At 73.5% G+C, this 12147-nt stretch carries 8 protein-coding genes and 1 pseudogene; 5 read left to right on the forward strand and 4 right to left on the reverse strand.

What is annotated here, in order from left to right; all coding sequences use genetic code 11:
• Positions 1 to 133 precede the first annotated feature (133 nt).
• Genes AB0958_RS40165 through AB0958_RS40180 form a run of 4 tightly spaced genes read right to left on the reverse strand, consistent with a single transcriptional unit; the run spans position 134 to position 3699 of the window.
• Positions 134 to 778: a response regulator transcription factor gene (locus AB0958_RS40165; protein WP_366895426.1), complete on the reverse strand. Its 645-nt coding sequence runs from the start codon at positions 776 to 778 to the stop codon at positions 134 to 136.
• Entirely contained in the window at positions 768 to 2033 is a 1266-nt protein-coding gene (locus AB0958_RS40170) for a sensor histidine kinase (RefSeq protein WP_366895427.1), read from the reverse strand. Before AB0958_RS40170 ends, AB0958_RS40165 begins: the two co-directional genes overlap by 11 nt.
• Before the next feature lie 26 nt (positions 2034 to 2059).
• A complete protein-coding gene (locus AB0958_RS40175) occupies positions 2060 to 2794 on the reverse strand; it encodes an ABC transporter permease (RefSeq protein WP_366895428.1) in 735 nt (244 codons plus the stop codon).
• A complete protein-coding gene (locus AB0958_RS40180) occupies positions 2791 to 3699 on the reverse strand; it encodes an ABC transporter ATP-binding protein (protein ID WP_366895429.1) in 909 nt (302 codons plus the stop codon). The genes AB0958_RS40175 and AB0958_RS40180 overlap by 4 nt, the downstream gene beginning before the upstream one ends.
• Before the next feature lie 192 nt (positions 3700 to 3891).
• Between AB0958_RS40180 and AB0958_RS40185 the strand changes: the two genes are divergently transcribed.
• From AB0958_RS40185 to AB0958_RS40205, 5 genes and pseudogenes are all read left to right on the forward strand, one after another.
• Positions 3892 to 5829: an ABC transporter ATP-binding protein gene (locus tag AB0958_RS40185; protein ID WP_366895430.1), complete on the forward strand. Its 1938-nt coding sequence runs from the start codon at positions 3892 to 3894 to the stop codon at positions 5827 to 5829.
• Complete coding sequence (locus AB0958_RS40190; protein ID WP_366895431.1) at positions 5826 to 7685, forward strand: ABC transporter ATP-binding protein; 1860 nt, start codon at positions 5826 to 5828, stop codon at positions 7683 to 7685. Before AB0958_RS40185 ends, AB0958_RS40190 begins: the two co-directional genes overlap by 4 nt.
• Positions 7686 to 7708: 23 nt before the next feature.
• Positions 7709 to 9574 carry an ABC transporter ATP-binding protein gene (locus tag AB0958_RS40195; RefSeq protein WP_366895439.1) on the forward strand — a complete coding sequence of 622 codons (1866 nt, stop codon included), beginning with the start codon at positions 7709 to 7711 and terminating at the stop codon, positions 9572 to 9574.
• The gene (locus tag AB0958_RS40200) at positions 9571 to 11316 is read left to right on the forward strand and encodes an ABC transporter ATP-binding protein (RefSeq protein WP_366895432.1); all 1746 of its coding nucleotides are present in this window, start codon (positions 9571 to 9573) and stop codon (positions 11314 to 11316) included. Before AB0958_RS40195 ends, AB0958_RS40200 begins: the two co-directional genes overlap by 4 nt.
• 293 nt (positions 11317 to 11609) lie before the next feature.
• Positions 11610 to 12147: pseudogene (locus tag AB0958_RS40205) on the forward strand (peptidase M4); the annotation flags it as partial.

Here is a 12147-nt window from a genome sequence, read left to right on the forward strand (position 1 = left end):
CCGGTGACGTTCCGGGCACAGCGATAGGGCCATTCTGATGGATCTCCGTGGAAGAAGGAGCGGCGTTCGGTGCGTGCGATCGGCGTGCGGGGCGGCGGGCGTCGCGACGCCGCGGAGATCCATCAGAAGGGCCCTAGCCGAGGATGCCCCGCTGGTAGGCCGTCGCGACCGCGGCCGCGCGGTCGTTGACGCCCAGTTTGGTGTACAGGTGGGTGAGGTGGGTCTTCACCGTGGCCTCGCTGATGAAGAGTTCGCGGGCGATCTCACGGTTGGAGGTGCCCCGGGCGACCAGGGCCAGCACCTCGCGTTCGCGGGCGGAGAGCGGTTCGTTGCCGGGGGCGCCGGGGGCGCGGACGGCGGAGACCAGCCGGGAGGCGACGGCCGGGGAGAGCACGGTACGGCCCTGGGCGGCCGCGCGGACGGCGGTGAACAGCTCCTCGCGCGGGGCGTCCTTGAGGAGGTAGCCGGTCGCGCCCGCCTCGATCGCGGGCAGGGTGTCGGTGTCGGTGTCGTACGTGGTGACGACGAGGACCCGGGCGCGGGCGCCCCGCCGGGTCAGCTCCCGGATGGCGTCGACCCCGCCGCCGCCCGGCATCCGCAGGTCCATGAGGACGACGTCCGGGTCGAGGGCGGTGGTGAGGTCGACGGCCTCGGCGCCGTTCGACGCCTCGCCGAGGACCGTGAAGCCGGGCGCGGACTCGAACATGCCGCGCAGGCCGTCGCGGACGACGGGGTGGTCGTCGACGATCAGCAGGGAGATCGAGGGGTCAGCTGTCATGGCGGACCAACGGTACGCGTGCCGACAGGGCCGTGCCGAGCCCCGGTTCGGACTCCACGGTCAGGGTGCCCGCGATGCGTTCGGCGCGGGCCCGCATCCCGTCGAGGCCGAAGCCGCCGGCGCGGCTGCGGACGGGCACGGCGAGCAGGTCGAAGCCGGTGCCGTCGTCGCGGATGTCGAGGATGACCTCGTCGCCCAGGTAGGAGAGGGTGACCCCGACCCGGGCCGCGCGCGCGTGCCGGGCCGCGTTGGACAGGGCCTCCTGGACGATGCGCAGGAGGGTGGCCGCGACCTCGCCGTGCAGCTGCTCGGCGGTGCCGGTGAGGGTGAACTCGGCCCGCACGCCGGTCCGCTCGCCCCATTCGGCGACCGTCTTCCGCAGCGCCTCCGGCAGCCCGTCGTGCTCCAGGGCGACCGGGGCGAGGTTGTGCACGGACCGGCGGGCCTCGCCCAGGCTGTGCCGGGCGAGGGCCAGGGCGCGCGCCGTGTGGTCCCCGGCCGTCTCCGGGTCGGGGGTGTTGAGGACGACCTGGAGCTGGGCGATGATCCCGGCCAGGCCCTGGGCGAGGGTGTCGTGGATCTCGGCGGCCAGCCGCCGCCGTTCGTCGGCGACCCCGGCCTCCCGTGCCTGGACGAGGAGTTGGGCGTGCAGCGCCGCGTTCTCGTCGAGGGCCTGCTGCAGGGCGACGTTGGTGCGCTCCAGTTCGGCGATGGTCTCGGTGCGCTCGCGCGAGCGCCGGCGCTCCTGTTCGTCGAGGTGGGCGACGACCAGTTGCAGCCCGGAGTTGGCGACCAGGAGCGGGATGAAGAGGAGCCACTGGACCACGCCGGCCAGCGGCAGCCCGCCGGCCTGCGCGCCGGCCACGGTGACCGCGCTGGCGAACAGGCCGAACCGCTGCCACCGGGGCGGCAGCGTCTCGTCGGCGTCCATGTAGCCGGCGGCGGCGTAGAACGCGAAGAACGGGTTGAGCCAGGTGAGGACGAAGGCGAGGGCCCAGCGCACGGCGTAGTACGCGGTCCCGGCCCGGGACGGCGTCCGGCCGCGACCGGGACGGCGCACCCGGGTGCCGTGCCACCAGAGCTGGAGGGCGAGCGCGGCACCGACCAGGGACCAGGCCGTGTACCACGTGGCCGGGGCGGTGCCCGGGTCCGCGGAGGCCACCCCCAGGACGACGCCGACGCCGAGCAGCCCGTACGGCCCCCAGGTGTGCAACTGCTCCCAGCGTCGGTCGATCTGGCCGTCCACCGTGGTCATGTCGCCAGTCTGCACGGCCTGTCCGCCTACTCCCAGCGGAACCAGCGCGCCGCCCCCGCCGTGAGCAGCACCGCCCAGAGCGCGAGCACCCCCAGGTGGTCCCAGCCCGGCCAGTGGCCGGCGGCGGCCTGGTCCAGGGCGCGGGCCGCCGCGCCGAACGGGGTCAGCTGGACCACCCGGGCCATGGTGTGCGGCATCTCCCGCACCGGGATCCACACCCCCGCGCAGAACATCATCGGGAAGAACACCGCCGAGCCGATCGCGCCCGCGATCTTCGTGGTGCGGGACAGCGCCGAGACGACGGAGCCGAGCGCCAGGGCGGCCGCCGCCGCGAGCAGCAGCGCCAGCAGGTAGCCGCCGGGCTGCTTCGGCAGCCGTACGTCGAAGGCGAGCCGGCCGACGACGAGCGCGAGCAGCGCCGAGCCCAGCGCGACCGTGCCCTGCACCGCCATCTGCGCGGACAGCAGCGCCGAGGGCTGGACGGGGGTGAGCCGCATCCGGCGCAGGATGCCCCGCTCGCGGTAGCCGGTGAGCGCCTGCGGCAGGGTCTGCACCCCGGACATGATCAGGGCGATCAGGACGGCGATGGGCACGTACGCGTCGACGGGCCGCAGCCCGCCCAGCGAGGAGTCGGCGTTCCGGAACGACGGGATGGAGCCGAGGATCACCAGGAGCAGCGTCGGGAACAGGAACACCCAGAAGACGGCGCCGGGTTCCCGGCGGAAGAGACGGAACTCGGTGCGCAGGACGGCGGTGTTCATACCGCTTCCTCCTTCGTCAGGTCGAGGAAGGCGTCGTCGAGGGTCGCGTCCACGACGCGCAGCTGGTGGGCGGTGACGCGGTGGCGGGCGAGCAGGGTGATGACGGCGTTCACGGTCTCGTCGGTGCCGGCCAGCGTGATCCGGCCGTCCTTGCGTTCGACGGAGGCGAGCGCCGGGAGGCCGGCGAGGTCGTGGTCGTCCAGCGGGGCGGACGGGGTGAAGCTGATGACGGTGGCCCCGGCGCTGCGGCGGATCAGCCCGGCCGGGGTGTCCAGGGCGGCCACCCGCCCCTTGTCGATCACCGCGATCCGGTCGCAGAGCCGCTGCGCCTCCTCCATGAAGTGGGTGACGAGCAGCACGGTGACCCCGCGGTCCCGGACGTCCTCGATCAGCGCCCAGGTGTCGCGCCGGGCGCGCGGGTCGAGTCCCGTGGTGAGCTCGTCGAGGACGACGACACGCGGGTTGCCGATCAACGCCAGGGCGATGGACAGGCGTTGCCGCTGGCCGCCGGAGAGCCTGCCGAACCGCGTGGTGAGCTTCGGGGTGAGCCCGAGGCGCTCGGCGAGCGGCCGCCAGTCGGCCGGGTCCGCAAAGAAGGAGGTGTACAGGTCGAGTGCCTCGCGGACGGTGAGCTTCGGCTGGAGTTCGCTCTGCTGGAGCTGGGCGCCCAGGACCCGGGTGACCTCCTCGTGCTCGGCGACGGGATCGAGCCCGGCGACCCGGACCCGGCCGCCGTCCGGCACCCGCAGCCCCTCCACGCACTCGACGGTGGTGGTCTTGCCGGCACCGTTCGGACCGAGGATCCCGAAGATCTCCCCCTCCTCGACGGCGAATCCCACCCCGTCCACGACGGCCCGGCCGCCGTAGGACTTCCGCAGATCTGTCACTTCGATGACGGTTGGCATGCTCCGAGGGTCCCGTCCGGCCCTGGTCCGCCGCATCGGCCGCCCCGCTCGACCCGGCATCAACCGATCGGCTGATGCGGGCCCTCCGGTCGTACGACCGCTCGAACGCCCTGGTCGTAGGTCCTACGGCGGAGCCCGGCCCGGCCAAAACTCGGTGGGCGTCGTCAGTGCCGATCCGTAGGCTCGCCCCTGATGCCTCCGACACGTGCAACCACCAAGGACCGGTCCGCCGTCCGTACCCTGCTGCGCCTGTGGCCCTACGTACGGCCGGTGCGGACGCGACTGTTCACCGCCGCCTTCGTGGCGATCGTCGCCTCCTGTACGGGGCTGGTGATCCCCCTCGTGCTCAAGTGGATCGTGGACGGCCCGGTGGCCGACCGCGACCCGGCCGGGGTGTGGCTCGGCGCGCTCTACCTGCTGCTGCTCGGACTGGCGGAGGCGCTGCTCTTCGGGTTGCGCCGCTGGCTGGTCGCCAGACCCCTCTCGCACGTCGAGGCGTCGATGCGGGCCGGCCTCTACGCCCGTCTCCAGCGGCTGCCGGTCGCCTTCCACGACCGCTGGGCCTCCGGCCAGTTGCTCTCCCGGGCCACCACCGACCTCATGCTGCTCCGCATGTTCCTCGCCTTCCCCCTGACCTTCCTGCTGGTCAACGGGGTGACCATCCTCGTCGGCGTGGTGATCATGCTGATGCAGGACTGGACGCTGGGGCTGGTCATCCTGCTGCCGACGATCCCGGTGATCTGGACGTGCGTGCTCTTCGAGAAGCGGTACGCGACGGTGGCCCGGCTCGCCCAGGACCAGGTCGGCGACCTGACGACGGTGGTCGAGGAGAGCGTGCTCGGCATCCGCATCATCAAGGGGTTCGGCCGCCACCGCAGCCAGGCACGTGCGTTCCGCGACCTGGTCCGCACCCTTCGGGGCACGGAACTGCGCAAGGCGCGGATGCTGGGGACGATCTGGGGTGTCATCGTGACGCTGCCGGAGGTGGCGATCGGGGCGGCGCTGCTGTGGGGTTCGATCCAGGTCGCGGAGCACGAGCTGAGCGCGGGGACGCTGGTGGCGTTCCTGTCGACGGCACTGGCGCTGAGATGGCCGGTGGAGTCGATCGGATTCCTGCTGGCGATGAGTCAGGAGGCCGCCACGGCCACCGAGCGGTACTTCGAGGTGTGGGACGCGGTGGAGGAGGACGCCGGTTCGTTGTCGGGTGCGGGTTCGTGGGGGCTGAGCGCGCAGTTCCCCGCGCCCCTACGGGGCGCTCCTCAACCGGCCCCTGGACAGCGCCCCGTAAGGGGCGCGGGGCGAGACATTGTGCGGCTCCGCCGCGTGGGCGCGACCGGCCACAACGGCGCCGCGCCCGACCACGGCCCCCGCCCCGCCGTCCCCGCACCCGACGGCATCCGCTTCGAGAACGTGCGGTTCCGTTACCCCGAAGCCGCCCCCGATTCCGCCCCCACACTCGACCTCGTCGACCTCCACATCCGCCCCGGCGAGTCCATGGCCCTGGTCGGCGCCACCGGCAGCGGCAAGACCACCCTCACCGCCCTCGTCCCCCGCCTGCACGAGGTCACCTCCGGGCGGATCACCCTCGACGGCCGGGACATCACCGCCATGCCCCGCGAGGAACTCCGCTCCCGCGTCGCCGTGGCCTTCGAGGAACCGACCCTCTTCTCGGCGTCCGTGGGTGAGAACGTGCTGATGGGAGCCGGCGACGAGGCCGGCGAACCCGAACTGGCCCGCGCCCTGTCCGTCGCACAGGCCGACTTCGTGCACGCCCTGCCCGAGGGCACCGGCACCCAGGTCGGCGAGCAGGGCCTCAGTCTCTCCGGCGGCCAGCGCCAGCGCCTCGCGCTCGCACGAGCGGTCGTCGGCCGCCCCCGCTTCCTCGTCCTCGACGACCCGCTCTCCGCCCTCGACGTCCACACGGAGGCCGCGGTGGAGGCCGCGCTGCGCGAGGTCCTCGCCGACACCACCGCGCTGATCGTCGCCCACCGTCCCTCCACCGTCCTGCTCGCCGACCGCGTCGCCCTGCTCTCCGGCGGCCGGGTCACCGCCGTCGGCACCCACCACCAACTGCTGCGCGACAACGCGGAGTACGCCCACCTGATGTCCGGGGAGGATCACCGCCGATGACCGCCGCCACCTCCCTGCCCGTCCCCGACGAGGACGACGAACTCCCCGGCCGGCCCTCCCGGGGCGGCGACCCCTTCGACCGGGACGTGCTGCCCACCCCGCCCGGTGCGACGGCCGACCTGCTCCGCTCGCTCCTCGCCCCCATGAAGGCGCGGGTCGCCGTCACCACCCTGCTCCTGCTGCTCCAGCAGGCCGCGGTGCAGGCCGGCCCGCTGCTGGTGGCGTACGCCATCGACCGGGCCGTACCGGCGTTCCGGCACCACGACCACGGCCCGCTGATCGCGGTCGCGGCCGGGTACGGTCTGTGCGCGCTGCTCTCCGGCGGCCTCCAGTTCGCGTTCATCGAGGCGTCCGCGCGGGTCAACCAGGACGTGCTGCTGGACCTGCGGGGCCGTATCTTCCGGCACTCCCAGGCGCTGAGCATCGACTTCCACGAGCGGTACACGTCCGGCCGGCTCATCTCCCGCTCCACCACGGACGTCGAGTCGCTGCGCGAGCTGCTGAACGAGGGACTCCAGGAGCTGATCACGGTCATCCTCTCCTTCGTCTACATCTCGGCGATGCTGCTCTGGCTGGACGCGGGCCTCGGCGCGGTCGCCGTCGCCTCCTTCGTGCCGCTGTACCTGCTGGTGCGGCTCTACCAGCGCCGGGCCGTCCGGGTCTACAAGGCGCGTTCCACGGCGATCGCGGCGGTGATCGTGAAGTTCGTGGAGACGATGAACGGCATCCGCCCGGTGCGCACGTTCCGCCGGGAGGCGGCCAACGACGCCGAGTTCGCCGTGCTGAACCGCCGCCACGAGCGCACCAACGGCGACGCGCTCCTCGAGATGGCCCGCTATGTGGTCGGCTCCCGGCTGGTGGCCAACACCGCGGTCGCGGCGATCGTGCTGTGGGGCGCCTACCGGGTGGCTTCCGGTTCACTGGAACTGGGCGTCCTGGCCGCCGCCGTGCTCTACCTGCGGCGGCTGTACGACCCGATCGACCGCCTCGGCATGTTCCTCAACTCGTACCAGTCGGCGGCGGCCTCACTGGAGAAGATCGCGGGTCTGCTGGCCCAGACCCCGTCCGTCCCGGAGCCCTCGGTGCCACGGGAACTGCCCCCGCCGGCGACCGAACTGCCCGGTCGCGAGGTCGTCTTCGACGGCGTCCGGTTCGCCTACCGCACCGGCGGCGAGGTGCTCCCCCGCTTCGACCTCACCCTCCCCGCCGGGCAGACGGTCGCGGTGGTCGGCTCCACCGGCGCCGGCAAGTCGACCCTCGCCAAGCTGCTCGCCCGCTTCTACGACCCGTCCGAGGGCCGGGTCCTCCTGGACGGCGTGGACCTGCGTGACCTGACCGTGCCGGAACTGCGTCGCGGGGTGGTGATGGTCACCCAGGAGGCGTTCCTGTTCTCCGGCACCGTCGCCGACAACATCGCGATCGGCCGGCCGGACGCCACCCGTGAGGAGATCGAGCAGGCGGCGAAGGCGATCGGCGCGCACGAGTTCATCGCGGCCCTGCCCGACGGCTACGACACGGACGTCCGCAAGCGCGGCGGGCGCATTTCGGCGGGACAGCGCCAACTGGTCGCGTTCGCACGCGCCTTGCTCGCCGACCCGGCGGTGCTGATCCTCGACGAGGCGACCAGTTCGCTGGACGTCCCCGGGGAGCGTGCCGTGCAGCGGGCGATGCACACCGTGCTCAAGGGCCGTACGGCGGTGGTGATCGCGCACCGGCTGTCGACCGTGGAGATCGCCGACCGGGTGCTGGTGATGGAGCACGGCCGGATCGTCGAGGACGGCCGCCCGGCCGAACTCATCGCCGGGACCGGCAGGTTCGCGGATCTGCACCGGGCGTGGCGGGACAGTCTGGCGTGACCGACGGATCGGGGGCTCGCAGGGTGATCGACGCGTACGAGGACCCGGGCACGCCCGACACGCGCGGCGGCTGGTACTACCTGTGGTGGCTGGTGCGCGCCCAGCCGGGCCGGTCGCTGGCCGGGGCGTTGCTGGGCAGTGTCTGGCTGACGCTGATGGCCGGGACGCCGTACCTGATGGCGCGCGCCGTCGACGACGGCCTGGTGCCCGGCCGGACGGCGGTGCTGGCCGGCTGGACGTCGGCGATCTTCCTGCTCGGGGCGGTGAACGCGTGGATCAGCATCCTGCGCCACCGCACGATGACCCGGGTGCGGATGGACGCCAACTTCCGCACGGTCAAGCTGGTCGTCGGGCACGCGGTCCGGCTCGGTGCCGAACTGCCGCGCCGGACCGGGGCCGGTGAGGTCGTCACGATCGGCGTCGGCGACGTCCAGACCATCGCCCAGGCGCTCACCGTGGTCGGCCCCGGAGTGGGCGCGATCGTGGTGTACGCGGTGGTGGCGGGACTCCTGATGACGATCTCGCCGCTGCTGACGGGCGTGGTGCTGCTCGGGGTGCCGGTGGTGGCGCTGCTCGCGGGTCCGCTGACCCGGCGGCTCCAGGGCAGGGAGACCGAGTACCGGGAACGCCAGAGCGTCCTCACGGCCCGCATCGGCGACCTCGTGGGCGGCCTGCGCGTCCTCAACGGCCTGGGCGGCAAGGGCCTGTTCGCGGACGCCTTCCGCCGCGACTCCCAGCACCTGCGCGCCCAGGGGTACCGGGTGGGCGCGGTCGCCAGCTGGGTCCAGGCGCTGGGCGTCGGCCTGCCCACGGTGTACCTGGCGGTGGTCACCTGGATCGCGGCCCGGATGACCGCCCGGGGTGACATCACCGTGGGCCAGCTGGTCTCGGTGTACGGCTATGTCGCGGTCCTGGTCGGTCCGGTCGCGTTCTTCCTGGACATGGGCTACCAGCTGAGCCGGGGCGTGGTGGCCGCCCGCCGGGTGGTACGCCTGCTGCGCCTGGAGCCGGAGCGGACCGAGGCCACCGCCCAGGCCCCGGCCGCCCCGGCCGTCCTGCACGACCCGGAGTCGGGGGTACGCGTGCGCCCGGGCCGCCTGACGGCCCTGGTCGGCGCGAGCGCCACGGAGACGACGACGGTGATCGACCGCCTGGGCAGGTACACCCCGTCCGACGTGACCTGGGGAGGGACCCGCCTGGACACGGTCCCCCTCCCGGAGGTCCGGTCCCGCATCCTGGTGGCCGACAACGAGGCGGACCTGTTCGCAGGCCCCCTGAGCACTGTCATCTCCGCAAGCGCAAACGCGCCCCAAAGGGGCGCGGGGAACTGCGCGACCAGCCACGAACCACCCGCACCCGCCGCACAACCCTCCCCGGCACCCCCTTCCGCCCCCACACCCTCCCCGGCACCCCCTACCGCCCCCCTCACCGCAGCCCTCCACGCCGCCGCGGCCGACGACATCGTCCAGTCCCTCCCCCACGGCCTCGACTCCCCCCTCACCGCCCAGGCCCGCAACCTCTCCGGTGGCCAACGCCAACGCATCCGCCTCGCCCGGGCGTTGCTGGCCGACCCGGAGATCCTCCTCGCCGTGGAGCCCACCTCCGCCCTGGACGCCCACACCGAGTCCCTCGTGGCGCAGCGCCTGCGCACCGCCCGCGCCGGCCGCACCACCCTCCTCACCACCACCTCCCCGCTGCTGCTGGCCCACGCCGACGAGGTGATCCACCTGGTCGACGGCAAGGTCGCCGCCACCGGCACCCACGAGGAACTGCTGGAGTACGCACCCGGCTACCGCGCACTCGTGGCCCGGGACACGGAGGAGACGGAAGAGCCGGAGGCGCCGGAACAGCCGGGGACGCGAGCACCGGAAGAGGAGGTCGCCAGGTGACGACGACAGGCCACCTGCCGGTCGCCGGCCGGGCCGAGGTCCGCCGCGCCACCCTCCGCCTGGTGCAGGCCGACCGCGCCGCCTTCACCGCCGCCATCGTGCTGAACGCCCTCGCCGCCGCCACCGGCCTCGCGGGCCCGTGGCTGGTCGGCCGGATCGTGGACGCGGTACGGGCCGGCCGGGGGGTCGGCGCCGTGGACCAGCTGGCCCGCTGGATCGTGCTCTGCGCCCTCGCCCAGCTGCTGTTGGCCCGTTTCGCCCGCTACCTGGGCCACCGGTTCGGCGAGCGGACCCTCGCCCGGGTCCGCGAGGAGTTCGTCGACCGGGCGCTGGCGCTGCCCGCGTCGGTCGTGGAGCGGGCCGGCACCGGTGACCTGACCGCGCGCGGCACCGGCGACGTGGCCACCGTCGGCACCACCCTGCGGGACGTCGGACCCGAACTGCTGGTCTGCTCGGTGCAGGCGCTGTTCGTGATGGGCGCGGTCTTCGTCCTGGATCCGGTGCTCGCGCTGTTCGGGGTGGTCGGCCTGACCCCGGTGTGGGTCGCGCTGCGCTGGTACCTGCGCCGGGCCCGGGACGGCTATCTCGCCGAGGGCGCGGCCACCTCGGCGGTGGCGGAGAGCGTCACGGCGACGGTGGCGGGGGCCCGTACCGTGGAGGCGTTCCGGCTCCAGGAGCAGCGGATCGCGACGAGCCGCGACGCGCTGGAGGCCAACCGGAAGGCCCGCTTCTACACCTTGTACCTGCGGTCGGTGTTCTTCCCCGCGGTCGAGGTGTCCTACACCGTGCCGGTGGCGGGTGTGCTGCTGCTCGGCGGGCTGCTGCACGCGGGTGTCGGGGTGGTGGTGTCGGCGGCGCTGTATCTGCGGCAGTTCACGGAACCGCTGGACCAGATCCTGATGCGGGTGGAGCAACTCCAGTCCAGTGGTGCCTCGTTCGCTCGGGTGGAGGGGCTGGCGCAGGCTCCCCGGGCGGTCCCGGAGGGCGGGGCACCGGCCCCGGCGGACGACCGGATCGACGTGCGCGGGGTGCGGTACGCCTACGAGCGGGGCGGCGAGGTGCTGCGCGGGGTGGACCTGACGGTGCGGCCCGGGGAGCGGCTCGCGGTGGTCGGTCCTTCCGGGGCCGGGAAGACGACGCTGAGCCGGCTGCTGGCGGGCGTGGACGCGCCCGGCGCGGGCACGGTGACCGTGGGCGGGGTGCCGATCGCCGGTCTGGAACCGGAGCTGCTGCGCCGCCAGGTCGTCCTCGTCACCCAGGAACACCATGTCTTCCTCGGCACGGTCCGGGACAACCTCCTGATCGCCGAACCCGGCGCCGACGACGCCGGCCTGTGGGCGGCGCTGACGGCCGTCGGAGCCGAGCACTGGGTCCGTGCGCTCCCCGAGGGCCTGGACACCGTGCTCGGCACGGGTGGCCGTGCCGTCGACGGGTCCCAGGCCCAGCAGCTCGCCCTCGCCCGGGTGGTGCTGGCCGACCCGCACACGCTGATCCTGGACGAGGCGACCGCGCTGCTCGACCCCGCGACCGCCCGGCACACCGAGCGCGCTCTGGCGGCCGTGCTGGCGGGCCGTACGGTCATCGCCATCGCCCACCGGCTGGGCACCGCGCACGACGCCGACCGGGTGGCGGTGATGGAGGGCGGCCTGCTCACCGAACTCGGCACGCACGACGAGCTGGTGGCGGCGGGCGGGGCGTACGCCGCGCTGTGGGCGGCCTGGCACGGCGACCGGACGGCGTAACCGGGTCTCCCCTCCAGCCGACCGCCACAAACATTCCGCATACCGAACATGAACATCCGGTCAACGGACGATTTCCGGCCAACTTCCTGACGCGGTCCTGACAGACGACGTTTTCTGCTGCCACTCTTCCCACGGCCGACTCACAGCAACCCCACAGAGTCACCCGAGGCTGCCGAGTCCGGCACTGCACGCGCACATGGTTCCGCGTTCCGCCGAGTTCTGCCCGGACCGCCCACCCGTGGCCCGGATCTCCCCTGGCCGCGCGACCCGCGGCCACGCAGAAGGAGTCAGTGTTGAGAAGCAGTTCCTCTCGCAGACACACCCCCCACCGCACCGCAGTAGTGGCCCTCGCCGGGGTCAGCGCCCTGATCGCCGCCGCCGTCCAGTCGGGCGCGGCCAGCGCCGCCCCGGCCGCACCGCACCCCGGCCGGATCAATTCGGCCCACGCGGCCGTCCGGCTGTCCCCCTCGCAGCGCGCCGAACTGCTCCGCGACGCGAACGCCGAGCGGACCGCCACCGCCAGGTCGATAGGCCTCGGCGCGCAGGAGAAGCTGGTCGTCAAGGACGTCGTCAAGGACGCCGACGGCACGCTGCACACCCGTTACGAGCGCACCTACGCGGGCCTGCCCGTGCTCGGCGGCGACCTGATCGTCGACACCGCGAAGTCGGGCGCCACCGAGCGCGTCGTCAAGGCGAACAACGCCACGCTCAGGGTCGCCGGCCTCACCCCGGCCAGGAGCGCGGCGAGCGCCGAGAAGTCGGCCCTGGCGGCCGCCAGGGCCCTCGGCTCCACCAAGTCGGCCGCCGACGGCGCCCGCAAGGTCATCTGGG

The organism is Streptomyces sp. NPDC006655, assembly GCF_040703965.1.
Classification (GTDB): Bacteria; Actinomycetota; Actinomycetes; order Streptomycetales; family Streptomycetaceae; genus Streptomyces.